This is a genomic window from Bacillus sp. GW823-FHT06A10 (assembly GCF_058795375.1).
In genome coordinates this window covers 44191-69792 of record NZ_JBXAHT010000003.1, presented here as the reverse complement: position 1 = coordinate 69792, position 25602 = coordinate 44191, and the positions used below count along the sequence as shown (strand labels likewise).

General features: G+C 35.4%; 31 protein-coding genes and 2 pseudogenes. 17 read left to right on the top strand and 16 right to left on the bottom strand.

Features of this window, described 5'->3' with window-relative positions:
* The first annotated feature begins 113 nt into the window (after positions 1-113).
* Entirely contained in the window at positions 114-425 is a 312-nt protein-coding gene (locus tag AC1Q8M_RS21180) for a YutD family protein (RefSeq protein ID WP_000970508.1), read from the top strand.
* Positions 426-470: 45 nt separating this feature from the next.
* Here the strand turns inward: AC1Q8M_RS21180 and AC1Q8M_RS21175 are convergent, their stop codons facing one another.
* The 3 genes from AC1Q8M_RS21175 to glpX all read right to left on the bottom strand — a co-directional run bounded on the left by AC1Q8M_RS21175 (position 471) and on the right by glpX (position 2596).
* Positions 471-968 carry a hypothetical protein gene (locus tag AC1Q8M_RS21175; protein WP_001174588.1) on the bottom strand — a complete coding sequence of 166 codons (498 nt, stop codon included), beginning with the start codon at positions 966-968 and terminating at the stop codon, positions 471-473.
* Positions 969-1341: 373 nt separating this feature from the next.
* A complete protein-coding gene (locus tag AC1Q8M_RS21170; RefSeq protein ID WP_000392611.1) occupies positions 1342-1608 on the bottom strand; it encodes a DUF3055 domain-containing protein in 267 nt (88 codons plus the stop codon).
* Positions 1609-1624: 16 nt separating this feature from the next.
* A complete protein-coding gene (gene glpX / locus AC1Q8M_RS21165) occupies positions 1625-2596 on the bottom strand; it encodes a class II fructose-bisphosphatase (RefSeq protein ID WP_000439090.1) in 972 nt (323 codons plus the stop codon).
* A 147-nt stretch (positions 2597-2743) separates the two neighbouring features.
* Here glpX and AC1Q8M_RS21160 point away from each other — a divergent pair, with 147 nt between their 5' ends.
* The 3 genes from AC1Q8M_RS21160 (at position 2744) to AC1Q8M_RS21150 (ending at position 4769) form a co-directional block, all read left to right on the top strand.
* Positions 2744-3184 carry a DUF86 domain-containing protein gene (locus AC1Q8M_RS21160; protein WP_000274010.1) on the top strand — a complete coding sequence of 147 codons (441 nt, stop codon included), beginning with the start codon at positions 2744-2746 and terminating at the stop codon, positions 3182-3184.
* A gap of 80 nt (positions 3185-3264) precedes the next feature.
* Positions 3265-3897 (top strand): helix-turn-helix transcriptional regulator, encoded by a 633-nt coding sequence (locus tag AC1Q8M_RS21155; protein ID WP_098365884.1) that lies wholly within the window; start codon positions 3265-3267, stop codon positions 3895-3897.
* 107 nt (positions 3898-4004) lie between these two features.
* Positions 4005-4769: a TIGR01457 family HAD-type hydrolase gene (locus AC1Q8M_RS21150; RefSeq protein ID WP_000276470.1), complete on the top strand. Its 765-nt coding sequence runs from the start codon at positions 4005-4007 to the stop codon at positions 4767-4769.
* A gap of 188 nt (positions 4770-4957) precedes the next feature.
* Here AC1Q8M_RS21150 and AC1Q8M_RS21145 read toward each other — a convergent pair whose 3' ends face one another.
* The 5 genes from AC1Q8M_RS21145 to AC1Q8M_RS21125 form a co-directional block, all read right to left on the bottom strand.
* On the bottom strand, positions 4958-5539 hold the full coding sequence (locus tag AC1Q8M_RS21145; RefSeq protein ID WP_000683411.1) for an NAD(P)H-dependent oxidoreductase: 582 nt from the start codon (positions 5537-5539) through the stop codon (positions 4958-4960).
* A gap of 551 nt (positions 5540-6090) precedes the next feature.
* A complete protein-coding gene (locus tag AC1Q8M_RS21140; RefSeq protein ID WP_000575379.1) occupies positions 6091-6906 on the bottom strand; it encodes an HAD family hydrolase in 816 nt (271 codons plus the stop codon).
* Positions 6903-8015: a cysteine protease StiP family protein gene (locus AC1Q8M_RS21135; protein WP_098855490.1), complete on the bottom strand. Its 1113-nt coding sequence runs from the start codon at positions 8013-8015 to the stop codon at positions 6903-6905. The genes AC1Q8M_RS21140 and AC1Q8M_RS21135 overlap by 4 nt, the downstream gene beginning before the upstream one ends.
* 5 nt (positions 8016-8020) lie before the next feature.
* Entirely contained in the window at positions 8021-9367 is a 1347-nt protein-coding gene (locus AC1Q8M_RS21130) for a phosphoribosyltransferase family protein (protein ID WP_098855491.1), read from the bottom strand.
* Positions 9312-10415, bottom strand: a complete 1104-nt coding sequence (locus AC1Q8M_RS21125) for an HpcH/HpaI aldolase/citrate lyase family protein (protein ID WP_061660696.1) — start codon at positions 10413-10415, stop codon at positions 9312-9314. Before AC1Q8M_RS21125 ends, AC1Q8M_RS21130 begins: the two co-directional genes overlap by 56 nt.
* Before the next feature lie 162 nt (positions 10416-10577).
* Here AC1Q8M_RS21125 and AC1Q8M_RS21120 point away from each other — a divergent pair, with 162 nt between their 5' ends.
* Complete coding sequence (locus AC1Q8M_RS21120; protein WP_098511381.1) at positions 10578-11057, top strand: GNAT family N-acetyltransferase; 480 nt, start codon at positions 10578-10580, stop codon at positions 11055-11057.
* 23 nt (positions 11058-11080) lie between these two features.
* Here AC1Q8M_RS21120 and AC1Q8M_RS21115 read toward each other — a convergent pair whose 3' ends face one another.
* The gene (locus AC1Q8M_RS21115; RefSeq protein ID WP_000665103.1) at positions 11081-11572 is read right to left on the bottom strand and encodes a phosphatidylglycerophosphatase A family protein; all 492 of its coding nucleotides are present in this window, start codon (positions 11570-11572) and stop codon (positions 11081-11083) included.
* A gap of 120 nt (positions 11573-11692) precedes the next feature.
* Between AC1Q8M_RS21115 and yutH the strand changes: the two genes are divergently transcribed.
* Positions 11693-12694, top strand: coding sequence for a spore coat putative kinase YutH (yutH, locus tag AC1Q8M_RS21110; RefSeq protein ID WP_000614216.1), 1002 nt, complete (start codon positions 11693-11695; stop codon positions 12692-12694).
* A 61-nt stretch (positions 12695-12755) separates the two neighbouring features.
* Here yutH and AC1Q8M_RS21105 read toward each other — a convergent pair whose 3' ends face one another.
* Both AC1Q8M_RS21105 and AC1Q8M_RS21100 read right to left on the bottom strand, forming a co-directional pair.
* On the bottom strand, positions 12756-12971 hold the full coding sequence (locus tag AC1Q8M_RS21105; RefSeq protein WP_001125507.1) for a hypothetical protein: 216 nt from the start codon (positions 12969-12971) through the stop codon (positions 12756-12758).
* Between the two features lie 320 nt (positions 12972-13291).
* The gene (locus AC1Q8M_RS21100) at positions 13292-13528 is read right to left on the bottom strand and encodes a NifU family protein (protein ID WP_000431159.1); all 237 of its coding nucleotides are present in this window, start codon (positions 13526-13528) and stop codon (positions 13292-13294) included.
* A gap of 195 nt (positions 13529-13723) precedes the next feature.
* Between AC1Q8M_RS21100 and AC1Q8M_RS21095 the strand changes: the two genes are divergently transcribed.
* The 6 genes and pseudogenes from AC1Q8M_RS21095 to phnA all read left to right on the top strand — a co-directional run bounded on the left by AC1Q8M_RS21095 (position 13724) and on the right by phnA (position 17633).
* Complete coding sequence (locus AC1Q8M_RS21095) at positions 13724-14032, top strand: YuzD family protein (RefSeq protein WP_000248588.1); 309 nt, start codon at positions 13724-13726, stop codon at positions 14030-14032.
* Between the two features lie 52 nt (positions 14033-14084).
* A complete protein-coding gene (locus tag AC1Q8M_RS21090) occupies positions 14085-14879 on the top strand; it encodes a nucleotidyltransferase domain-containing protein (protein ID WP_141533100.1) in 795 nt (264 codons plus the stop codon).
* Between the two features lie 100 nt (positions 14880-14979).
* Positions 14980-15657: a CPBP family intramembrane glutamic endopeptidase gene (locus tag AC1Q8M_RS21085; protein WP_065229511.1), complete on the top strand. Its 678-nt coding sequence runs from the start codon at positions 14980-14982 to the stop codon at positions 15655-15657.
* Positions 15658-15983: 326 nt separating this feature from the next.
* Positions 15984-16781: a DUF2628 domain-containing protein gene (locus AC1Q8M_RS21080; protein WP_072940842.1), complete on the top strand. Its 798-nt coding sequence runs from the start codon at positions 15984-15986 to the stop codon at positions 16779-16781.
* A 69-nt stretch (positions 16782-16850) separates the two neighbouring features.
* Positions 16851-17132, top strand: a pseudogene (locus AC1Q8M_RS21075) (hypothetical protein).
* 159 nt (positions 17133-17291) lie between these two features.
* Positions 17292-17633 carry an alkylphosphonate utilization operon protein PhnA gene (phnA, locus tag AC1Q8M_RS21070; RefSeq protein ID WP_000212735.1) on the top strand — a complete coding sequence of 114 codons (342 nt, stop codon included), beginning with the start codon at positions 17292-17294 and terminating at the stop codon, positions 17631-17633.
* A gap of 262 nt (positions 17634-17895) precedes the next feature.
* Here the strand turns inward: phnA and AC1Q8M_RS21065 are convergent, their stop codons facing one another.
* The 4 genes from AC1Q8M_RS21065 to AC1Q8M_RS21050 all read right to left on the bottom strand — a co-directional run bounded on the left by AC1Q8M_RS21065 (position 17896) and on the right by AC1Q8M_RS21050 (position 20868).
* Positions 17896-18693, bottom strand: a complete 798-nt coding sequence (locus AC1Q8M_RS21065; RefSeq protein WP_098361526.1) for an ABC transporter permease — start codon at positions 18691-18693, stop codon at positions 17896-17898.
* Entirely contained in the window at positions 18677-19336 is a 660-nt protein-coding gene (locus AC1Q8M_RS21060; protein WP_492334191.1) for an ABC transporter ATP-binding protein, read from the bottom strand. The genes AC1Q8M_RS21065 and AC1Q8M_RS21060 overlap by 17 nt, the downstream gene beginning before the upstream one ends.
* Before the next feature lie 54 nt (positions 19337-19390).
* A complete protein-coding gene (locus AC1Q8M_RS21055) occupies positions 19391-19564 on the bottom strand; it encodes an aspartyl-phosphate phosphatase Spo0E family protein (RefSeq protein ID WP_001054090.1) in 174 nt (57 codons plus the stop codon).
* Between the two features lie 233 nt (positions 19565-19797).
* Positions 19798-20868: an NAD(P)/FAD-dependent oxidoreductase gene (locus AC1Q8M_RS21050; RefSeq protein ID WP_000682065.1), complete on the bottom strand. Its 1071-nt coding sequence runs from the start codon at positions 20866-20868 to the stop codon at positions 19798-19800.
* A 352-nt stretch (positions 20869-21220) separates the two neighbouring features.
* Here AC1Q8M_RS21050 and AC1Q8M_RS21045 point away from each other — a divergent pair, with 352 nt between their 5' ends.
* The 3 genes from AC1Q8M_RS21045 to AC1Q8M_RS21035 all read left to right on the top strand — a co-directional run bounded on the left by AC1Q8M_RS21045 (position 21221) and on the right by AC1Q8M_RS21035 (position 22968).
* Positions 21221-21460 (top strand): YuzB family protein, encoded by a 240-nt coding sequence (locus AC1Q8M_RS21045; RefSeq protein WP_000595026.1) that lies wholly within the window; start codon positions 21221-21223, stop codon positions 21458-21460.
* A 246-nt stretch (positions 21461-21706) separates the two neighbouring features.
* Positions 21707-22573: a diaminopimelate epimerase gene (dapF, locus tag AC1Q8M_RS21040; protein ID WP_000077394.1), complete on the top strand. Its 867-nt coding sequence runs from the start codon at positions 21707-21709 to the stop codon at positions 22571-22573.
* A gap of 41 nt (positions 22574-22614) precedes the next feature.
* Entirely contained in the window at positions 22615-22968 is a 354-nt protein-coding gene (locus AC1Q8M_RS21035) for a HesB/IscA family protein (protein ID WP_000573830.1), read from the top strand.
* Positions 22969-23073: 105 nt separating this feature from the next.
* Here AC1Q8M_RS21035 and AC1Q8M_RS21030 read toward each other — a convergent pair whose 3' ends face one another.
* A complete protein-coding gene (locus tag AC1Q8M_RS21030; protein ID WP_001068190.1) occupies positions 23074-23637 on the bottom strand; it encodes a GNAT family N-acetyltransferase in 564 nt (187 codons plus the stop codon).
* A gap of 406 nt (positions 23638-24043) precedes the next feature.
* Here AC1Q8M_RS21030 and AC1Q8M_RS21025 point away from each other — a divergent pair.
* Both AC1Q8M_RS21025 and AC1Q8M_RS21020 read left to right on the top strand, forming a co-directional pair.
* Positions 24044-24136 (top strand): annotated as a pseudogene (locus AC1Q8M_RS21025) (iron-sulfur cluster assembly accessory protein); the annotation flags it as partial.
* A gap of 413 nt (positions 24137-24549) precedes the next feature.
* Positions 24550-25320 (top strand): hypothetical protein, encoded by a 771-nt coding sequence (locus AC1Q8M_RS21020; protein WP_098365886.1) that lies wholly within the window; start codon positions 24550-24552, stop codon positions 25318-25320.
* Positions 25321-25602: the final 282 nt, after the last annotated feature.

Here is a 25602-nt window from a genome sequence, read left to right as displayed (position 1 = left end):
TGTATCACCTCCTTCTCCATAGCATGTACTAATTTGCAATTTTTTGTATTTGAAATTGTTGGTTGTTATGCTTTGTGATACGATAAAAAGAAGAATGCTTAGAGAGGAAGTTAATGATGGAGCAAAAGCAAGAGCAAGAGATTCATGCTACGGTGAGCATTAATAATGTTCAGTACGAAGTAATTAAAAACTTTCGTGACGGTTTTAGTGAAGAAGCATTTAAAGAGCGCTATGCAGAAATTTTAAATAAATATGATTATATCGTTGGAGACTGGGGATATGAGCAACTTAGACTGCGAGGATTCTTTGATGATAGTAACCAACGTGCGACATATGATACGAAAATTAGTACGTTAACGGAGTATTTATACGAGTACTGTAACTTCGGTTGTGCACACTTCGTATTACGAAAAGTGAAGAAATAAAAAAATCCTCTTACAATTGTAAGAGGATTTTTTACATATTCTCGCTTATAAACAAATCGAGATATGATCGCCTTCAGAAAGTATTGCATTTGGTTTCATTTGTTGTCCATTTAATTGAATATCCCCATTTTTAATTTTATCCACAATGCGTGTACGGCTCCAGTCGGAAATATATGTGGATAAGGCTTTATCAATGCGGTGGGAACCGAAAACGATATCTAATACGATCGTGATTTCAGCTACGCCACTTTCTTTATGTTGCGTAATAGAAATAGTAGTACTTGTTTCTGTTTGATCTTGCTGAGTCATATCAATCGTTTCAACGTGATCAGTAAATGATTTATAAATACGCAGTTTTTGATTCCACGTATGATCTTTCGAACATTTATAAATGGCAAAGCGGTATATGTTTTTTCCATTGGCGTTATGCCTACGAATATTCGTATCAGTAAATAGGGTAGTACGTCCGCAATTTTTACAATATTTTTCGATTGTGTGTTGCTGATTTTCATATAAACTCCAAGAAAGTTGTACTTTCTGCATTTTCCTTCACCTCTTATAGTAGTGGCAAAGAAACGTAATACAGCTATTTGGATGTCTTGTAGTATGAAGACATGAGAAAAAGACAAAAATAAAAGGAGGTTCCCCAAAGAGGAACCTCCGTAAACATCATACTACAGATGCAATACGTTCCTTTGTAATGGGAATGGGCAGACTACTCCCTTGAAAAAGCGTGGTGCTTTTTTGAGAGTAATGCTATCCAATTGCTGGTCCATTACAAAGTAAATGTTGGCATACGTAGATAACGTCCTTTCTATCCAAATAGATTTATTCTTCATTATAACATATAATACTGAAAATTCAAAATAATGAAGGCGGAAAAACACCAGCTAAAATAGCTGGTGCATACGATAAATTATATAAGTTCAAATAAAAATGAGCGTAATTCTTCTGCAATTTCTTCAGTCATAGAAAATGCGTGCTCTAAGTAGCCTGGTTCGTTTAAATCGTCAGCACCGATAATTGCAAATTTATTACTTTGCATATCAAGTACAATTGTTTTACCGTAATGACGATCGGAGTATAAAAGCGCTAAATCGTGACGCTCATTTTCTCCCATAAAGCTAACGAAACGAGTTTTTGTAGCGACAGTGTCGTCGTACAGAAAGAAACGTTCTTCCATACACATGGCTCCTTTATTAAATATCTAAGTTTAAGTGTGGTTTATGATCTAAATGGTGATGTGTTTTAATGAATCGTACTGTTCTTGTTTTGTAACGCATTACGATAGAGTATGTTTCAGCTAAATCTCCGCCAAGGAATTTAACACCGTCTAATAACTCACCAGCAGATACACCAGTTGCTGAGAAGATTGCATCATCCCCAGATACTAAGTCATCTAACATAAGAAGTTGACGAGGGTCTTCTAATCCCATTTCACGACAACGAGCTTCTTCTTCTTCGTTCATTGGAACTAAGCGAGCTTGCATTTCACCTTCAAGGCACTTTAATGCTGCTGCAGAAATAACACCTTCTGGAGCTCCGCCAATACCTACGAATAAGTCGATACCCGTTCCAGGTAGTGCTGTTGCGATTGACGCACCAACATCACCGTCACCAAATAATTTTACGCGTGCACCTTTTGCACGAACACGGTCAATAATATCTTGATGACGTTCACGTTCTTGAACGATAACCGTTAGGTCACGAATCTTTTTATTGTTAGCTTCTGCTACAATTTCAATTGTTTTTTCAATTGGATCATCTAAGCTAATTTTACCAGCTGCTTTTGGACCAACCGCGATTTTTTCCATGTACATATCAGGAGCATGAAGAAGGTTCCCTTTGTCTGCGATTGCAATAACTGCCATTGCATTTGCAAGACCTTTTGCAACGATGTTTGTACCTTCTAATGGATCAACGGCGATGTCTACTTCCGGACCGTTACCTGTTCCTAGTTCTTCACCAATATACAACATCGGTGCTTCATCAAGTTCTCCCTCACCAATTACAACTGTACCTGCCATGTTTACTGAATCGAACATATCACGCATTGCTGTAGTTGCTGCATCATCTGCTTCATTTTTCTTTCCGCGGCCCATCCACTGTGCGGATGCTAAGGCTGCTGCTTCTGTTACACGGACAATTTCTAGTGCGAGTTCACGTTCCAAGATTCCATTCCTCCAATTTCAAAAATCATACAAATATAACTATAACAAATAACAGAGAAAAGGTGAATTCGAAAAATTGTCGATTTTTTCAGAAGAAAGCGTTACAATTAAAATGTAAATGCTTTAATTTCCAGGTAGGTGACATTCATGTATTTTGTAGACAGAAAGAAAATAGAACAAATGCTAGTATGTTTAGAACGAGCAACAAGTACATTTCAAGAGAAAAAGATATATGAAACCGAGTTTGAATTTTACGCATTAGAGCGCATAGCCCATCTTATTATTGATACTGTATTAGATGTAGGAAATGCGATGATCGATGGATTTATTATGCGCGATCCAGGAAGCTATGAAGATATTATTGATATTTTAATGGACGAGCGAGTGATAAGTGAAGAAGATGGCCAAGGGATGAAAGAAATTATCCTTCTTCGAAAAATGCTTACGCAAGATTATATTCAAATGAATCATGATGAATTATATAAGACGATTCAAAAACATATTGCAGTGGTGGAAAAGTACCCAGCAAATATTCGCAGTTATTTAGAAAAGGAATTAGGACCTGTATCTGCATTTGTACCAGAATAATTATGCTTATAAGATCCCCAGAGAATACCTTTTGGGGATCTTATATTGTATGTGAGAAAGAAAAGGGAGAAGGGTAAAGTATGGGGGAAGCACGTACTACGAAAGACGAGATTGTACAATTGTTGAAAGTAAAGGGAGAGCACACAGTAGCTGAACTAGCTGACGTTTTAGAGATTACAGAAATGGCAATCAGAAGACATTTAAGTAATCTTGAGAAAGACGGACTCATTTATTCTAAGATGGTAAGGCAACATGTCGGAAGACCAACTTATTTGTATGGATTAAGTGAAAAGGGAGAAGATACATTCCCGAAAGAGTATAAGCAATTTGCGATTGATATGCTAGAAGATTTAGCTCGAATGGGCGATGAAAAAATACTTTGTTACGTTTTAAAAGAGAGAACGAAGCGAATGGAAGAACAGTTGCAAAAGAGAGTAAGTAATCAAAAGAATTTAGCATATAAAGTGCAAGAGATAGCAGCTATGCAAGAGAAAAATGGTTATATGGTTCAAATAAAGAGAGATGGAGAGAACTCTTTCGTAATTGAAAAACAAAACTGTCCGTTAAAAGAAATTGCAGAGAGATTCCCGCAAGTATGTGAAGATGAAAAAGAGATGTATAAGCGTTTATTTACGAACGCAGATGTGAAAACGCTAGCAAACATGTGCGAGGGCGATTGTAGTTGTTCTTACCAAATAAAAGAGAAAAAATGAACGTTATGGGGCGCTTTAAGGTAAAGCGTTTTTTTCTTTGGAAAAAGCGGGTAATATAAGAGTGGTATGATAGGTGAGAACGTTAGCATAGAAGGAGAGACATAATGATGTATAAAGGTTACTTAATTGACTTAGACGGTACGATGTATCGCGGAGAAGAACAAATTGAAGAAGCGAGCGACTTCGTAAAAGCTTTAGGAGAGCGCGGCATTCCTTATTTATTCGTTACGAATAACTCAACGCGTAAACCAGAACAAGTGGCAGAAAAACTTGTTCGTTTCGATATTCCAGCGAAAGCAGAGCAAGTATTCACAACGAGTATGGCGACTGCGAACTTCATTTATGAACGTAAACAAGATGCAACTGTATATATGATTGGTGAAGAAGGCTTACACGATGCACTTGTGGAAAAAGGATTTGAACTTGTGGATGAAAATCCTGATTTCGTTGTTGTTGGTTTAGATCGTGACATCACATATGAAAAGTTAGCAAAAGCGTGTCTTGCTGTGCGTAATGGCGCAACGTTTATTTCCACAAATGGGGACATTGCCATCCCAACTGAGCGCGGGTTATTACCAGGTAACGGTTCATTAACATCGGTTGTAGCAGTATCAACAGGTGTGGATCCAATCTTTATCGGAAAACCAGAATCAATCATTATGGAACAAGCTTTAAAAGTTCTTGGTATAGGAAAAGATGAAGCATTAATGGTTGGGGATAACTATGATACAGACATTTTAGCAGGAGTAAATGCTGGTATGCATACGCTTCTTGTCCACACTGGAGTCACAACTGTGGAGAAGTTAACAGAATACGAAGTTCAACCGACGCAAGTTGTGCATAACTTGACGGAGTGGATTGAGAAGATGTAATGAAAAAAGCTGTTCCAAACTTTGGAACAGCTTTTTTTATTTCGTTGTGACTAGTGTCGATTTTTGTCGGTAAGTCGATATATTTGAAAAATCGCCGATATAATCTGAGTTACGCCGATATATTTAGAAAATCGCTGATATAATCTGAGTTGCGCTGATATATTAAAAAAATCGCTGATATAATTTTATTAGAATGCACGATTCACAACGTCTTTTACTTCTTCAAGATATTGTTTACGCACATCATTATCCACAGAAGGGACACTTGTATAGAATGTATGCTCAAGTGTTTCAATACCTGTGAATTCAAAAATACCAACATCCGCTGTTTTCTTCATTGCATCAAACATGCCGCCTGCTGTGTATGCCTCTTTCGTATTACCCATTGTAGATAATAACAATCCTTTTTTACCGCTTAATAACTTTTCAATGCCGTTTTCACCGTAAGCATAAGCAAATCCATGGCTAAACACACGGTCAACGTATCCTTTTAAAATAGCAGGAAGTCCCGCCCACCAAACTGGATAAATAAATGTAATGCTATCAGCCCAAGAGATATGCTCTTGTTCTTCTTTAATATCTTCGGGTGTATTTCCTTGAGAAAATGAGATGAAATCGGAAGCGCCTAATACTGGATTGAAGTTTAATTCGTATAGATCGCGAACGCGTACTTCATGACCTTTTTCTTCTAATTCACGTTTTACCGTTTCTAAAATCGCATGGTTGAAGCTTTCTGTATTTGGGTGTGCATAAACGATTACATGTTTCATTGTTCTTCCTCCTATTTGTGGATATGTGAATAGCTATTTGTATATCTGTAACTATTATGGTTACTACTTTTATAGAAGTCAAGTAATACATATGTATAAAAAGACGCTCGAAAATCGCCTTTTTATACCCCGCTCATACAAAGTACAAAGAAGACGAATAAAATGATAACAATACCAATGCCAAAGTTAAATACGAGAGTACTATCCATATATGTAGCCTCCTTGTTTGAAAGTAAAAAGCACTCTAGTTAAGAGTGCTTTTTTTATTTTGAATCTACTTTATAACTTTTAGGGAGTGATTCATGCGTGTAATGATTTACATTATTTTATGTATTTATACTTTGAAATGAGTAAGTCCTTGTTAGATATAGAAAAAAGACACTCGTTCGAGTGTCTTTTAAGATGACAAAATGTGCCAATTGCTTGAGGTTGATAAGACGCTAATTTCCGTGTTAACGCCTTTTCTTTAATCAAGAAGTGTAGCAACAGCGATTCAAATAAATTGTACCATCTGTTTAATCGCGGTGCGTATGCAATTGTGCATATTATGATCATGAGGTAGGTAATGAACTGTGAATAATTTGAAGTGATTTATTTACGATTTCTTCTGCGGCATATATGCCGATTGCGTCTGTTTTTAAAATATGGGGTTGTAAGTTATCATGCATTGCCCCTAACTCACCATGAAGTGGTGCGAAGGCATGGTTCGCCTTTTCAAGCATACATAAATCAAGTAAAGAATCCCCAGCTGTAATAATCGTATCTATTTGCAAAATTTCTTTTATATATTGCACGGCGTCCCATTTATTAATTGGTTTTGGTACAAAGTATAGCTTTCTACCTTGAAGTGAATGATTCCAGCCGTGTTTGTCTAACCAGGAAGTGAAGGATGATAATTCATCATAAGGAATGTTCTCCCGTTTAATAATGCAATAATGGAATAGATCATCAGCTGTTTTTTGTGATATAACCCAATCTTTATGAGCTATTTGTCCAAATTCCTTTAGTATGTCGTTTCTCTCTATACATTCAACCGATAGTCTTTCTTTTACTGTCCTGTTCCAAGTCCCATCTTGTTTCCCGTTATGAAGGATATTACCGCCGTTACTTGTAATGGCGTATTCGGGAATGATTTCGTTTTGGAATAAAGCAATACGCTGAAACTGCTCAATAGTTCTTGTTGTAACTGGGATGAAATGTGAGTGCAGTTGTAATTTTTTTAGTAGTGAAATGGTTTTATGTGATATGAAAGAAATTTCTTTTCCATCTAAAGTTTCAATGAGTTGAATTGATTCATCTTCTATAGGGGCACGAAACGATTTCCGGGAATAAATAAGCGTTTGATCAAGATCACTGGCGAAAATCATATTGTTTCCTTCCTAAGAGGCTTAATGAGCCCGCAACATGAATAAGCCATATTCTCATAGATTTCAATAGGGACATTCTTTTCTTTAGCAAGAAGTAAAATATGCTTTAAATCGGGATTGTTTTGCTTACGTATTAAAATTTTCCACGGTATTCTCCGGAGTAATACGCGAGTTGTTTCACCGACTCCTGGTTTAATTAAGTTAATATCGTCAATTTCAAAGTGATTTTGGATAGACTGTATATCTTTTAATCCTTGCCAAGAGGGATCAGTGTAAGTTGAAGTAATATAACGTAATTGATTATCTATATGAGAATGAACAGAAGGGAATAAATCTGTTACCTCATCAACGAAGAAATTTGATAAGTCTTCTTGCTCTAGCTCTTTATAATATTTAATACCATGAAAATCATTTGGACCGATATAGGTATCATTTAGTACAGTGCGGCTAATTAGTCCAGAGACAGTTGCATTTAAGCAAGCGCTAGGAATAAGAAAATCTTCACGTGTACCGTAAATTGAAGTACAGTAACCGGGATCAGCAAGCACAGCCATACAATGAGAAATGTGTGTATTATTTCGTTCGTTAAATGTGTGTACGGCATATTCTAATTCTTTTTTTATTGCACCTTTCCCAGTCCATCCATCAATGAATTGAATTGTTTCTTTAGGGTGATGTTCCAAAATATAATGGAGTGCATTTTCATCAATACCGCGTCCGCGAACAATAGAAATACAATAGTGAGGTACATCAAGGTTGTATTGATAGCGTATGTAGCGTTTAATAAGAATGCCAATAGGTGTACCAGCACGAGCTAATGAAACGAGGACAAGGTTAGTTCCTTTAGTCTGTATAATTTGTTCGGCGACAACTCCAACAGCGATGGCTAGTTTGTGTTTGTATTGTTGCAGGGAAGAAAAGAATAAATCCATATACGCTTTAGATGGTTTATATTCCATTGGTAACATTTCAGAATAATGTGTGCCAGCTTGAATTGCTTGTTCTCTAGTTTCTGTGGAACTTTCTTTCATTAAATTACTAATATCTTTTAATAGAAAAATAGCATCATTTGGATCATAACTACTAATATGAGAATTTACTTTTACCATAATTATCAACCTTCCTTTTCTATGCTATTTGAAAATGAGACGATATGAATAAAAGGAATAACTGTTTGTAACTGCTGTAGAAGAGGAAACAGGGCTTCTTCTCCTAAATCACGCTCAATAAAAACAAATACTTCATTGTAATCATGAGGTGAAATATTATAAAAGTAATTTGTAATAGTAGAATCTTCAGGACTTGGATATGAGAAATGATTATGAATGGCATAGTTCACATCATTTGAAACAGGATGGATAGGGCTTCTTGTTGTAGATTGATATAAAATATTTTCACCCATTTCAGCAGCAATTTTCATTGGGATATACATAAATTCACCCGTTCCGAGACAGAGTGTTCGTTTTCCCATTCTTTCTCTTTTTAAAGTTTTTCCTGCTTCTTGGGCGAAAGAATGAATGTGCTTTTGTTCATATGCTGAAATGCCAAATCGCCCAGTATATTTTATATAATTTGATGTATAGGGTGATTTTGGGCAGGTAAGGGTATGTTTTTTGAAATCAGGTTTTGTTTCTTCAATTTGAATCTCTGTTTTTGTAATATTTAATGGTTGGCCAGTTGTATGAATACTGCCTTCTAATAAAGAAATAACATGAATCTTAATTTGAAGTTCTTCTTCTAATTGTTTAAATTGTTTTCTATTAGTATGAGAACGCCAGTCTAATAAAGAAGCAATTATATATTCTTCTCGTGGGAATTTATTTTGAATAGATCTAATAATATTTAATGCTGTTTTTCCTGTTGTCATCTCATCATCTACGAGAACAATTGGATTGTTGTTTTGAAAAAAGCTTTCATCTACATAACAACGGTGTGATGTTGCATGAGAATGTTCTTCCTCAAATGTAATGACAGATTCTAGGTGGGGTATCGATTCCCTAGTTGTATGTACATACTTTGCATTTTGAAAGCATTGAAACATAGAATGACCAAGTGATGTCGCTGTTTCAGCGAATCCGATGAACAAAACTTCTTCTTGCAGAGGATATTGATAACGAAATACTTCCTCTGGGATTTCATCAATTTCTAATGAAATGAGATTTAAAATTTCTTTTTGAAATGGATGAGAAATATTATGTAGTATTTCCATATATCTTGCAGCGAGAGCAACTCCACTTGATAGAGAGACTGCAGGTTTAATAGGAAGATGCTTTCCAAGGATTGTACTCACAAATAAAAAACTACGTTTCTTATTTATTCTCGCAGCCATTTGAAAAAGATTGTCTAGCGCTAAATTATATGGATTATCACGTACTTCTACATGAACTTGTATATTATTTAAAACGTTATACGTGTTGCTTTGCTTTTGCAATAAGGAGATCGGTGAATTGTTTGTTTTCATGTAGCACCCCGTAAATATTAGATTTTAAAATGGTTTTGCGAGCCCAGCCATAATGAGGTTTTACTTCATTCATTTTGTTAGAAAAACTGCTTTTTAGCACTCCATTATACGTATCTGCATTTTGTAAAATTAATCTCGCATCTAAATAATCTTCCATTGTGACGATATGCATTGCCTGTACAACTTTAATATGAGATGGGTGAATAACTGTCTTTCCGATTAAGCCATTTGCATGGTCAAGTGATACCTCTTGAATAAGCCCTTCTTCATGATCATTAGAAAAATATTCCCATACACATCCTGAAATAATATATTCATTTGTTGCCCTTGAGAAAACGTTAATAATGTCTGAAATACAATCACGGACAACAGTAATATGATAGATAGGTGTGTATTTATTGCGCCGAATACTAAATATACTTGAAAAATCAGTAGCACCAATACGTACATTTAAGATGTAATCGTGATAAGAATCTAGTAAATCCTTTATTTGTAATAATGATTCTGCCCGTGTTTCCTTATACATAATTTCGGGTGATTCTAAAATCGGCATGCCATATAGCGATAATGAGTATAACTCGTTTATATATGCAAGCTGATCGATATAAGTCTTTCCGTTAATCGGTGTGAATTTTGGAAAGACAAAACCACATAAACAATGAACAGCACTACCTAATTCAGTAACAATTGTCTTCATTTGACTTGGCTGTCGAACTCTAATAAAAAGAAGTGGGATGTCTGCTTGATTTAGTATGTTGGCACTGACTAAGTTAGCGATTTGCTGTATTTGAACGACGATGTTTTGCTCTGCAAGTTTTACTTCCTCATCGCTGATAGCATCCTCTAGACAAAGAATAATTGAGATAGCATCCACATGTTTCCTTCTAATTATATCTTCCGCAATCGTTTCTTTCGTGCCAGGAGTATATAGTGTAGCGCCTAGTGCGTAAGCTAGTTGTTCTTTTTCTATATTTTTTGAAAAACTAAGAGGTTCTTTATAGAAAAAATTTTGCCGTTCTTCTGAGGAGAGATAAGAAAAGTAATTCAAATTGTCACCACCTTATTTATAATGATTCTGTTTAATCGTAACATAATAAGAAAAATCTTCCATTAAAATGAAGCGATAAATTAAAAAAACATATTGAGAAAGATGAATTATAAGATGAATATCGAATATTGTTAATAGAAATATAATAGGGGGAAAGAGAAAGTGGATATACATAAGTTAACAGAGGAAGAAGCAAATGAGATAAATATGTGGGCGTACGAGGAACCATATAATTTATATAGTTTTTCAGGCGAGAAAGAAGTAATAAAAGAATTATTAGATGGAACTTATTATGGCTGTTGTGACGATCAAGGAGAGTTCATCGGCTATTTTTGTTTTGGAGAAAATGCACAAGTACCAGGTGGAGGAGATGCTAATTTATATGGTGGAGAAGATGTGATTGATATCGGACTTGGTATGAAGCCGGCGGTAACTGGGAAAGGAATGGGGAAAGAATTTTTCCAAGCTGGAATAGCGTTTGCCACGAAAGAGTTTAACGCAAAAATGTTTCGATTAAGTGTAGCAACATTTAATACAAGAGCGATTACGTTATATAAAAATATCGGATTTAAGCAAGGGCTTATTTTTTTGAGCCGCGGAAGAGAATTTATGCTTATGGAATACGAAAGACCGTCAGCATGAAACTGACGGCCTAGAAAACATTATTATTCTGAGTGCTCAGCTCGGTGCGCTAAACGGCTTGATGCAGCGGCAGCGATTCCGCCAACGATATCATCAAGGAACGTGTGCACCTTTCCAGTTGATTTATCATTTAAGTATTCTAAAATACCAGGTTTTAATTTATCAATATATCCAAAGTTTGTGAAACCGATAGAGCCGTACACGTTCACGATAGAAAGTGCGATAACTTCATCAATTCCATATAAGCCTTCATCACGTTTTACAATATCTTGTAACGGTTCACTTAGCATTCCTTTTTCAGCAAGGACATCAAGTTCGATACCTGTAATCAGTGCGTTTTGTACTTCACGTTTTGATAGTACACGTTCTACATTGTAACGGCATTCTGACATCTCTAAATTTGGATGGTATTTTTTTTGAAGAAAATGAACAAGTTCAGCAATATCGTCAATTGTTACACCGCGTTCTTGTAATAGTTGTAATGCTCTTTCTTGTAGTTGATTTGATTCTTTCATGTTTATCACCTTTTTTTCTTTTTAGTATTTGTATACGTTTCGTTGCTTTATCATGTGCATAGGAATGAAAGGCGAGCACAAGCTCATATATATAAAGAAAAACCATAGGTGGCGACTGCGATGATTCAGCATATTTATGAGCATTATCACATGCATGTTAAAGAATTAATCCCCCTTGGCCCCTATAAAAGCTTTTGGATTCGCAACAAAATTTATGTACTTGTTCCAATTGGAGAAATGGAGGAAGAAGTACTTGTAGAGATGAAAAAGCTCAGTGATTATATGAACCAGCAAGGGGATATAACTGTAGCGACTTTCGTTCCGACTATACACGGCTACTATGTAAGTGAGATAGAAGAACAAAATTATTGCTTATTAAAAGGTATGCGCACGTTAGAACGACATGCTATGTCATTAGGAAATGAACTTTCTATATTCCATAAACGAGGTGCATTCTTTCCAGAAGAAATCGAGCAATTAAGCCGCATTGGTGAATGGAAAGCGTTATGGGAAAAGAGACTCGATCAGTTAGAAAAGTTTTGGCAATCGCAAGTGATGAACCACCCTACAGACGTATTCGATCAATTGTTTATTGAATCCTTCCCGTATTACTTAGGAGTTGCAGAAAATGCCATTCAATATGTTGTTGATACAGAAATGGATGATACGCCGCAACTAACGGATGCAGCGACAATTTGCCAAGAACGATTCACACCTTTATTATGGCATCAAACGAAGCGTCTCAAACTCCCTTTTGATTGGGTGTATGATCACCCAACTCGAGATATAGCAGAATGGATTCGCTATATGATGATTGAAAAAAAGAAAGACTGGGATCAAACAATCGTTCAATTTGTTACAGATTATGAACGAAATTACTCGCTGTCCTCATTTGGTTGGCGCTTATTATTTGCAAGGCTCCTGTTCCCGCTTCACTATTTTGAAACGGTCGAACGATATTACCAAACTGGAAACGAAGAACAAAAAAGCATATATAGAGATCGCTTAGAAGCCATTTTACACGATGTGAACCGCTCAGAGCAATTTATGAAGCATTTTTATGGCTCACTTCGTTTACCAGTAGATAAGCTCGGGATTAGAAAATTAGATTGGCTATCTTAAAAATATAAAAAAGAGACCGAGTGAGGTCTCTTTTTTATATACCACAATTTTATGTAATACATTATGCCCCTACCTGCTGATCTGTACATATATTTAAAACGAATTGATGCCTTTCGAGCTTTTCATTTACTTTACCCAATAATTCTTGCTGGATTTCTTTAAATAAAAATTGATAGCTTGTATTCCATGTTGGTATAACGGATGAAAGGCCTAATAAATACTCTTTCTTCTTTTCTAGTTCTTGAATTGTTACAAAAGTGTTCCCCATTTTTGGCATCTGTCGTCCCCCTATATTTTTTTACTGTATATGTGTGAACGATTCACTATATAGTATTAATTATCGCATTTTTTGAGAAGGATTTCCAATTTTGTTTTATGATGTTAACGGATAAATGTGATTTGAATAAAAAAAGGAGACCAAATTTGGTCTCCTTTTAGAAGGCGATTCTGAACGAGCCGCTTCCGCTTTTAGATTAATATCCAGCTCCAGCGGCTAAATTGTTCGGTGGCTTCGCTTCTTCCGCCGAGGCAAAAAGCGCCTCTATGTCAGAAGCTCCATCCCCCTCACATTTTGAGCGAGCCGCTTCCGCTTTTAGATTAAAATACTTGTTCTACTTCGATAACACCTGGTACTTCTTCAAGTAACGCGCGCTCGATACCAGCTTTTAGTGTGATTGTAGAACTTGGGCAGCTTCCGCATGCACCCATAAGGCGTAGTTTTACGATACCTTCTTCAATGTCTACTAATTCAACGTCTCCGCCATCGCGAAGTAAGAATGGACGTAATTTATCTAATACTTCTAATACTTGTTCTTGCATATGTGGGTTTTCCATTTTTATCGACTCCTTTCATCAGTTTTATTATAATCAAGATAGAGGGGAAAATCTATTTTTTCTCTTCTTGTTTTATTGTCGAAATATTGTATCGTGTTTTTTCAGTATAGGGGTATGGGATAAGATTGTAAAATGATGTGCTTATGTAATAAGACATCTGAATATACTGTTGGAACAAGAAGTGGGGGAGAAGAAATGGTTAATGTTCAAGTGTATGGGACGAAAGTAATTTGTGCGAGCTGCGTCGGAATGCCATCTTCAACAGAAACGTTTGAATGGTTACAAGCGGCAATTGGTCGTAAATATGAAGGACAAGAAAATAAATTTAATTTCGAGTATATCGATTTCCAAGAAGAACAAGAAGATGCAGATAAAAAAGCATTCGCAGAGCGCGTAGTGGAAGAAGATTTATTTTATCCGGTCGTTCTTGTAAATGGAGAAATTGTTGGAGAAGGAAATCCTCGTTTGAAGGATGTTTACGAAGAAATCGAGAAATATTTATAAAACAAGAAGTCTTTGCGAATTTGCAAAGGCTTTTTTTATTGGAGGGATAGATATGAAAAATGGAGTGAAGCATGCGTTACCAACGGAAGTACAACAGTTAATGGAGCGGTATACAGTAGAATTAAAAGAAATTTTTTTGGATGAAAAAATAGTCGGGGTATATATTTACGGCTCCATCGCACTTGGTGCATTTTATGCAGAAACGAGCGATGTTGATTTTGTTACAGTGATAAATGATTCCGTGAATGAAGCTGAAAAACAGCAGCTTGTGGAACTACATAATAAACTTAGTGATAATACGCTAGGTAAAAGAATGGACGGTATGTATATTCCGCTTGCTGACTTAGGGAAATACAATGATGAAATGGACGAGTACGTGTATTGTGCAGATGGTAAAGCTAATGTTGGTCATTGGGACATTAATGCGGTCACATGGTGGACGTTGAAAAATCAAGGCATTACAGTTACAGGAAAAGAAGCAGAAGATCTTCCGCTGCAAATACAATGGAATGATGTAGTAAATACGATGAAATACAACGTAGAACAGTACTGGAGTGAAAAGGCGAAGAAGCCATATTTATTTTTTATAGAAGAGTGGGTAGAATCAGCTGTCGTTACGATGGGACGTATTTTATATACACTAGATTATAAAACAATCGTTTCAAAAGATAGAGGATTGCAATACTTGTCAGAACGTTCAGCGGAAGAATGGGAGCTCTTATTAAAAGAAGTAGCGAGAATACGGCACAATCCAAAAGAAAAGCGAATGCTCTCAAGGTGGAGAAGAGCAGATATGACGAAGAGGTACTTACTGCATTTAATTGAGACGTGTAGAGAGAAATGGTAGGGAAGAAAATGGACAATACAGTGGGGTGTATTGTCTTTTTTTTTATGTTTAATTTGGTATATAATGGTTTAAAAGGTTTAATTATACTGGAGGGGATAGGATGAATATAGAATTAGCTACATATGAAGAAAAGAATGAACAAATGAGTATGCGCCAAGTAATTAGCATTCTATTAATTATTTTTGGGGTCATGCATGGAATTGGTTTTTTGAACCTTTTATATGATTCTTCCTTATATCCATGGTATGTAGATCATCTTATTCCACCTTTCACGTTTTGTATGATTATCGTAATGTATGCACCGGCAAGAAATTGCTGCTTACATTTAATAAAATCATTACAATTCAATAATTTTAAACACTATGTAACGATAGTAATGACAGCGATTGTAATGCTTATATATCTTGCAATATTAAATTTAGTTTTACCACATGGGATTGGTGTGGACGAGTCTAGTATAGTAATAAAGCCTACTAAAAGTGAAATCATTTTATATGTAGTTGTGCTCACCATTTTTGCACCGATTTGGGAAGAACTTTTATTTCGGGGGATGTTTTTTACGAAATTATCCCAGCGCTTTTCTGCACTTACTAGTGCCGTTATAAGTGCTTTCATATTTACTTTTGGCCATCCCCTTACAGTAGGTAGTATTTTATATATTTTTGGTATGGGTATATGTTTAGCATACACATATAAGAAAACGAAGAATTTACTCGTTCCAATTGGGATTCATTTATTAAATAATTCGTTTTATTTATTAGTAAATTTTCAACTATAAAAAGACGCCGTTTTGAAAAGGGCGTCTTTCGTATTTTGTAGTAAGTAGAAAGGGCTTTATACGCATTGTGTAGAGGCAAGGTAATACAAAATATAAATAGTTTCATGTGAAACATTTTTATTATCAAATATACAAAATGATTAACTTAGTGTATTAAACGTATCATTCATAAGTATTCTAATATATTTAAAAGTAAAATGAAATAAGAAACGCATAATTGTCGGAATATATTCGATTTCCGTTCATTTTTATGAAATATGTGTACTTTTTGTTAGATTCCTTCATTTTGTCCATATACAATAAATGTATATAGAAATAAGAAAAGGATGATGTACGTGAAGGACACTGTTTTACAAGAAACGATTTCTCCACAAGAATTACATAAAGTTGTTCAAAAGAATACAGCTTATTATGATTTTAAGTGGGGTAAAGTAGAAAACCCTGCGCAAGGGAATACATGGAATTGGGTAGCCTTTTTCTTCCCAACCTTTTGGTTAGCTTATCGCAAAATGTATAAGTTATTTATTATATTTGCGTTATTGGCTATACCTAGTATAGTTATAACCCCTTTTATAGATATTCCAGAGGGGATTTATGTAACATTTAGTTTAGCTCTTCAATTAGGAATGATGATATTTACTGGATGGCAAGGAAACCGTTTATATTATAAGCAGGCTGTTCGTGTTTTTCGTAAGGGAGAAGATGCGTCTGATCATGAGAAGGCGTATTTCTTACAATCTAAGGGTGGCGCTAGTGTAGCTGGTATGATTGGTTTACAAGTTATAGTCGGGATTGTGTTTGGCGGAGCTATGCTCGGACTTTCTCTTTTACCAACTGAGCCGAATATTAAAAACGTTGTTCGTTCAACTGGTGAAGGGGTTACTTTAGAGATTATGACTGATAATCCAACCTGGAAGTTTGTGAAGAAAGAAAAAGATTATGATGTAGTAGAGTTTACTGGTTATGATTATACAGAGAAGAAAAACGTGAAAATTAAATTTGCTGTTTATTTCGATGAAGATTATTTCGAGTGGCAAGAGGTATATGAAAATAATAAGAAGTTAAGTGAAGAAGAAGTAGAAGAATATCAAATTTATATTGAAGAAAATAATTGGGGTTTCTAGAGGGAACTCGTTCATTTTGAAAAGAAGAATCTTGTGAAGGTTCTTCTTTTATTTATTAGGGGGAGAGAAATGATTTCAGCATTAATAGAAGCTCTAATAGGATCTATTAGTTTAAGTACGGGTTTACACACGAAAAAGATTGATGCTAACATACTTTACTTGCAGCAGTATGAATAGTTTCGAATCATATATGAAGACGAGAAGTATCGAAAGTTATTTATTACGAACTACAAAGTTCGCTCATATTTACAAAGTAAGTTAAGAGTTCGATTGCTCGTAAAAAATAAAAATGCACAACGAAGATTTTTAAAATTAGTAGAAGAACAAATAGAAAAAAGGCATACGAATTGAAATTTTGTAAAATACAATAAAAAATGAGAATTTGAGGTAGGCTTGTCAATAACGTGAGACTATGGCACTATAAAGAAATGCTATACAAATTTTATTTATCGAGATGTAAACATCAATTTTGATTTTTACGTATAAATAATGAACGGAGGAAATGAATTTATGGCTACTTTACCAAATTGTCCAAAATGTAATTCAGAATATACGTATGAGGATGGCGTTCTTTTCGTATGTCCAGAATGTGCTCATGAGTGGGGCCAAGACGCAGAAGCTGAAAATAATGATGGTGCAAAAGTTGTAAAAGATGCGAACGGAAACGTTCTTCAAGATGGCGATGCAGTTACTGTTATTAAAGACTTAAAAGTAAAAGGAACTTCTTCAGTTGTGAAGATCGGTACGAAAGTAAAAAGTATCCGTCTAGTTGATGGCGATCACGATATCGATTGCAAAATCGACGGTTTCGGAGCTATGAAGTTAAAATCACAGTTCGTTAAGAAGGCGTAAGACAATAAAAAGAGGAGGCGAATAGCCTCCTCTTTTTATTATGTCACTTTTTGTCGGTAAATCGATATTTCGTACAAAATCGTTGATATATTCTGAGTTATGATAGATATATTTGAAAAATCGTTGATATATTGCAAGTTATGATAGATATATTTGAAAAATCGTTGATATATTGCAAGTTATGATAGATATATTGAAAAAATCGTTAATATAATTTCACTCACCGAGAACGATGCATCATTTACTGAGCGAAAGTTACGATTTACCTCGCATCATAGTCAACCTCTTTCAACTGACATCGCTTATTAAAGAACGTTTTATATCCAAGCTGTAAAAAGATAATGACAGCAAAGGCAGTACTTCCTGAAATACCGAGTATGATAGCGATTTGATATTGAATGGCTGTGAATGGTGATACACCGGATAATATTTGACCAGTCATCATGCCTGGTAAGCTTATAATCCCCATTCCGACCATAGAATTAATTGTTGGTAAAATAGCAGAATCAAAAGCGTCTCGAATGAGCGGAGCAGCTGCTTCTTTCGGTGTTGCTCCGAGCATAAGTGCACCTTCAATTTTACCTCTTTGCGACTTCATATTGTTTAAGAACATATTTGCGCCGAGAGAAACACCAGTCATGGCATTCCCAACTAACATTCCTGTAATAGGGACGATATATTGCGGAGCATACCAAGGGTCATGACCGATAATAACGAAGATAAATAGTAGAAGTGGCCCAATTGATCCGGCGACCATGGAAAGGGCGGCTACTCGTTTTAATTCTTTAGACATCGGGATGTTAACTCGTTTATAAATATTAAAAATTGCAAAGGTAGTAATAGAAGTAATAAGAGCAATTGTATAAAATGGATTACTGTTTTCAAATACGTATGTAAGGACATATGCAACAAGTACGAGCTGAATGGTCATACGGAATGTTGCGAGCGCGATTTGTTTTTCGCGAGGTATTCCTTTTAATTTTACAAGTCCAATTAAAATAAGAATAAAAATATAGGCAGCTGCAAGTTGCCAAATTTGGAGTTCAATAACGCCCTTCAACAGAGAGCACTTCCTTTCTAGTTGCACCGTTTGCTTTACTAATCTCAATAATGTCGTCTGCAATTTCTTCTGGAAGTTGTTGTGAGTGTGTGATGAAGATAATTGTTTTTTTCTTTTTTCGTGCTAGTTCAGTAAATTGTTTCATAACGCGGCGTTCTGTATCACTGTCTAATGCTGAAGTTGGTTCATCTAATAAATAGACAGGCGGATCCATAAGTACGATACGTGCAAAGGCAAGTCTTTGTTTTTCACCGCCGGATAATGAGGAGGCGCTATCTTCTAATTGCTTGTCTAAGCTAACGGTTTGTAGTGCGCTCCGCAGGGCATCATCATTTGGAACTGGTTTTTCAGAAAGACGAAGTCCCATTAATAGATTTTCTTTAACGGTTCCATCAAAAAGAGGTGGAGTTTGCCCAAGCATAACTACGTCACGACGTAATTGAATAGGCGGATAATCAGAAATTAACTTTCCGTTATATTCAATTGTGCCGGATGTTGGAGATTGTAAATCGTTTAACATGCGAAGCAATGTGCTTTTTCCGCTTCCGCTTTCACCGATAATGCAAGTGATCTTTTCTTTTTGAATCTGTAAATAAGGAATGTGTAGTATATCTTTATATATAACGTCTTTTAATATAAACATAAATCGCTCCTTTCTGATTCTAGTTATATCGTATCAAAAAAGAGGGGGAAATGGTTATAACGAACAACGTTTTTTCTGCGTCTTGAGTTTTATTAATAAGTTAAGTAAACGATCTAATTCTTGGCTGAAAGAAATCACTTTATCATGAGTGAATCCGTATCGTTCAACGAGATAGATTAACTCTTTCTTTTTCGCTTCTATTCGATTGTTTAGTTTCGATAAGTTCATAAGTGGAATGTAATGCCTCCTACAAAAGTATTTATAACATAAAAAATAAGACCGAATGAATTCGGTCTTCAAGGAAATAATAAAACAACTTACAAATAGCATACACTGTTTATCAATAGTTTTTAATATAAAAATGAAAAATAAATCATTATACATATTGAGAAAGATGTGTCTGATAATTTTTAAAAACTGATGCAAAGAAGCTGCCTACATAGTAGACAGCCTGTAAAGTATTAACCTTTATGATATTTGTACATCCAAAGAAGGCCGGATTTTAATAATCTTGGTACACGTCCCATTAACGGTTGATTTGCGAGTAAACCGAATCCATGCTTCTTACCAAGAGATCCTAGAACACCTTTTAATTTAATAACAGGTAGTTCATCAGGGAGTGGTTCATTATTCCAACGTTTTAATAATATTTGGACAATTTGTTCTCCTTGACCTTCAGCAAGTTGGGCAGATGGTGCATGTGGAAGTGCTGCGCAATCTCCTACAACGTAAACGTGCTCGTTGTTTGGAATATTGTGATATTTCGTTAAGACAACCCGTCCGCTACCGTCTTGTTCAACTGGAAGGTTTCGAACAACTTCATTTGCTTGAATACCAGCTGTCCAGACAATTGCATCACATTCAAGTGGTTCATCGTGATTATACACAATATTTGGTTCCACTTTTGTAATGTTAGAGTTTCTTATAATATTAACTTTATGTTTTACGAACCATTCTTCTACGTATCTACTTAATTTCTCTGGATACGGGAATAAAATTCTATCTTTTCGATCAAATAAATAGATTTTTAAATCAGAACGGCTTTCGCGAAGTTCACTTGCAACTTCCACACCACTTAAGCCAGCACCAACGACAGCTACTGTTGCATTTGGTTCTAGACTATTTAATTGTTCATATGTTTTACGTGTTTGTTCAATTGATTGTAGACTATGTGTATATTCCTTCGCCCCAGGAACGTTATGATATTTATCTTCACAGCCAAGTCCGATAATTAAATCATCATATTGGATTGCTTCCCCGCCATCGAGATGAACCGCTTTTTCTTCGAGGTCAATATTTGTTATTGTGCCGTATTGAATATTGAGGCGTGGGTGCTCAGGAAACGGTATACGAATATGCGTTTCTGAAATAGTACCCGCAACTAATGCATAATATTCAGTTTTGAAGCAATGATATGGTACTTTGTCGATTAATGTCACTTGTACATCATCTGGAAGTTGGTTGCTTGGAAGTAGCCTTTGTAGAATTCTCATTCCACCGTAGCCGCCACCTAGTATTACGAGGTGTTTCATGATGGATTACCCCTTTTCTGTTGAAATATCCCCTAATCATAAAATTTTATATTAATAAAATATTTTGACTTTACTCAATCAAATTATATCGAATTTGTGAACAAATAACAATGCATGAATGAATACTCTGTTGTACAATAAGAAGAAAAGTAAAGTAAACTGTTTTGCCTTTTTAGTTACTATTTCATTGCAAGTAGCATGTTATATAAAATAAAATCATCTACTTTGAAGTGAAATAGTGAAGTAACTAAATAGTTTAGGATGTATAACGAAAACAACAAGAGACAGCTTAGTTTTCTTCTTATAGATGAAGTCAGAAGGTAATTTGTTTTGTAGTACAGGGGGGAGAATTTTGATTAAACCATTAATTGAATTTTGTGTAGGTAACCTTGCAAGTGGTTCACAAGCAGCTCTAGAAAAATTAGAAAAAGATCCAAATTTAGATGTAATGGAGTATGGTTGTCTAGGGTATTGTGGTATTTGTTTTGAAGGACCGTTTGCACTTGTAAATGGTGAAGTTGTACAAGGTGCAACAGTAGAAGAGCTTGTTAATAATGTATATGAGTATTTGGATGAAAATCCAATGTTTTAAGGTGTTGCGAATGAGCAACGCCTTTTTCATTTTATTTTAGATAAAACGTTATTTTGGAGGGTAGTTTAATACTATAGATAAATAAAAAAAGGCCCTTTTTAGAAGGGCTTTTTTCTTACACAATGTGTGTAAGAGTGGCTCATCGCCAAACGTTGTCAAATATGAGAAACGGGGGACATTCATATTGTGTTCTAAAAGCATGCATTCTATACTTAAAATAACAAATTATTTTTGGAGTGAATACAAATGAGCCAATTTTCTTTTACAAAAATGCATGGTCTTGGCAATAGTTATATATATGTAAATATGTTTGAAGAGCAAATTCCTGAAGAAGATTTAGCTCTTGTGGCGGAAAAGGTTTCAAATATTAATACTGGTATTGGAGCAGACGGAATGATTTTAATTTGTCCGTCTGATGTAGCTCCGGTGAAAATGCGTATGTTTAATAATGATGGATCAGAAGGAAAGAGCTGTGGTAATGGTTTGCGCTGCGTAGCGAAATATGCGTATGAGCATAAACTAGTAGAGGAAACAGTTTTCACAATTGAAACGTTAGCTGGCATTGTAACGGCAGAAGTAACGGTAGAAGATGGAAAAGTTATATTAGCGAAAATTGATATGGGTGCACCACGCTTAACACGCGAAGAGATACCGATGCTCGGTGAAGGTGAAACACCATTTATTCGTGAAAACTTCTTATACAATAATCATCGTTATGCATTTACGGCTGTTTCAATGGGGAACCCGCACGCGGTTATTTTTGTTGAGGATGTAGAGAAGGCACCTCTTACAACACTTGGTCCAGTTCTTGAGACACATGAAATGTTCCCAGAGCGAGTGAATGTTGAATTTATCGAGATTTTAAACGATGAAGAAATGAATTTCCGCGTTTGGGAACGTGGTTCTGGTGTAACGCAAGCTTGCGGAACAGGGGCATGTGCTGCCGTTGTAGCTGCTATTTTGAATGGCAAGATGGAACGTGGTAAAGAAATTACAGTCCATTTAGCTGGCGGCGATTTAATGATTGCGTGGACAGAAGAAGGAAACGTGTTAATGAAAGGACCTGCGGAAGTAATTTGCCGCGGAGTGTATGAGTACAAGATAGAAGCGTAAAGATGTATAATAGAATGAGAACAGAAAGGATGGTGTATTTCATGATTGAAGTAACAGAACAAGCAGCTTTTCAAATTAAAGATATGTTAAAAGATGCTGAAGATGGAGAGAAGTACGTGCGCCTTGCTGTACATGGCGGCGGATGTACTGGCCTTTCTTACGGCTTAGGATTTGAAGTAGAACCAAAAGAAGACGACACAGTTCTTGAGTTTTTCGGTGTTGAATTTGTTATCGATACAGAAAGTGCTCCAATTGTTAAAGGAGTAAAAATTGATTATAAACAATCTATGCTTGGCGGCGGATTCACAATCGACAATCCAAACGCAATCGCATCATGCGGATGCGGATCATCTTTCCGTACAGCGACGAATGCTGGTAAGCCAGAAGAGTGCTAAGTTTTTAGCCGAAATAGAAAAAGACCTTTTTAGCGATGGAATAAAATCGTTAAGGAGGTCTTTTCTTTTGCCGTAAAAGCTCGATTACCAAGGCTAATCAATATTTCACTTTATTTTTGCATAGATGCAAGTATCAGTTAGTTGTTTGCCGTCAGCTGAAAAATCTTCATTACGTAATATCCCTTCAAGTTCAAAGCCTAGTTTTTCAGGGAGTGCACGACTTTTCGTGTTATTACATTCACATCGTATTTCAATCCTTCTAAATTTGAATAACTGAAATCCAAGGTTTGTTAACGCACTTACTGTTTCTGTCATATATCCACTGCCACTAAATTGCGTGTTAATCCAGTATCCAATTTCACATTTAGAAACCTTCCAATCAATTCGATGAAGGCTAGCTGTTCCAACAAAATCATTCGTCTCTTTATGATAGATAAGATAGCGAAAGCTTTCTCTTTTCAAAAAATCTATATGTGCATTTCTCAGAAGAATTTCCGTTTCTTCAACAGTAGGAATGGACTGAAATAAAGACAACCATTGCTTTAATTCATTAATGGAATCTTTAATAGCTTGTTGTACTATATCCCCTTCACCAGCTTGAAGTGGTGCTCGAAGAATGAGTCTGTCTGTTTCTATTTGTAACGGAACATCTAATAAAATAGGGTTCATATCATTTCTCCTCTCGAAACCTTTAAATTAGGACAGAATGAAACTTATATCATAAAAAAACTTTCACCCAAAAGAAATAATTCTGGAGGACGAGAGTTGCAATTTATAATAAATGAATTGAAAAATACTTTATCTCACTAATAGAAAATCACGTCACAGCATCACTATTAGTTATTATAGAACTGTGCGAAGTACAGGAATATAGTAAAGCTTATCTCCCATAAAGGAACCTCTCAAAAACGAGTAAACAATAAATATATATTCAATTCATCATTTAGAAATCCCTTTTCACATATTGAAAACTAAACTATCAGTTGGTACAGCAGCATTAGGTTGTTAAACTAATGCATATGTTAATTGAATAAGGAGTTATTATTTTTTAACCTGCTTTAAATTGAACGCATAATTCACGATTGATTATCTAAACGCAATCGCATCATGCAGATTTGGATCATTTTTCCGTACAGCGACGAATGCTGGTAAGCCAGAAGAGTGCTAAGTTTTTAGCCAAAATAGAAAAGACCTTTTTAGCGATAGAATAAAATCGTTAGAAAGGTCTTTTCTTTTGGCGTTAAAACAGAAAATGCATGTAAAGTTACTTTAGAATTTAATTTGAATGTTATTATATATAGAATATATGATAATTATTGTGAATTCGACTTTCATATTGTTCGTTTAAGACAAGATTATGCAACAGAAATGTAAATGAATAGCAGAAATATACTATTTATTAGTTATATTTAATGTTAATATTTGTAACGAAGATGATTGGTGAGGGCTGATTAAAGTTTCATTTTATATAAAAAAGGTGCATGAGGGAGAAGGCTATAGCAAATTGTATAGAACTGAATAGTTCCGTATTAATTTAAATACGTTGATTACTAAATATTAAAAAATACCGGGGGGATTAGAGTGAAGTCATTTAAGAAAGTACTTATAGTAGGGATGGCGTTGACTACAGTATCGATTTTGGGAGCTTGTTCTAGCGATACAGACGTATTAACAAAAGTAGGAGCAAAGCAACCAGCGAAGGCGGAAGGTGACGTACTAGAAGATCAGAAGAAAACACCTATGACTACGAGTAAACGTGAAAGTATTAAAAATGAGGACGCTTCATCATCACAGAAGCGTTATATTTCTCATGATGAATCTCAAAAAATTGAGGAAGGTATGACGTATACGGATATTCTTAATACGATTGACTACGGTGGTGAGAACATAAAATATTATAATAACAATGAAAAACGCGTATTTTATACTGAAAAAGATACGGATGGTACATATGAAATTATGGTTGAATTAAATACATATGGTTACGTTGTGAATATTGAACGTACTGCTATAAAGGATACAGATAAAGATAAAGGTAAGGAGAATCGGGTATCTACGAAACGTATTGAAGAGCCTGTAAAGGAATATGAAGAAAAAAACGATCGTGTACCGTGGTATAAAGATGTAAATAACAATTCGGCAGCAGTAAGTTACAATCACTATTTGAAAATCAAAAAAGGTATGCCTGCGAATCAAGTAAAAGCTGCAATTGGACAGCCACATGTGATTGAGAAATATAAATCTTATTCAGTATATGACTATACTGGTTATGGTGGAGAAGGATCATTACGTGTAATCTTTGAACCGAATGGAACTGTTACGGATGTAGTGGAAGACGGTTTACCACGATAATAAATTAGTTACGGGAAGAGTTGTAGTAAAGTTGTCTTTGATTTTATAAAGTTTTTGGAGCATCCCCGAATATAGGTGGAAAAATAATTCTATTAGCCATGTTGATTATAGTATTAGTATTTACCGAAGTTTCTTCCCAATTCAATAGCGTTATTGTGCATGTTGTTGTCGTATTATTCTTGTTGGTATATACCGCAGTATGGCAGCAATTGTAACTGGACGTAAAAGGAAGCGGAGGAGTAGCAGCTTCCTTTTAAAAGAAGGAGGAAAATATGATGGAGG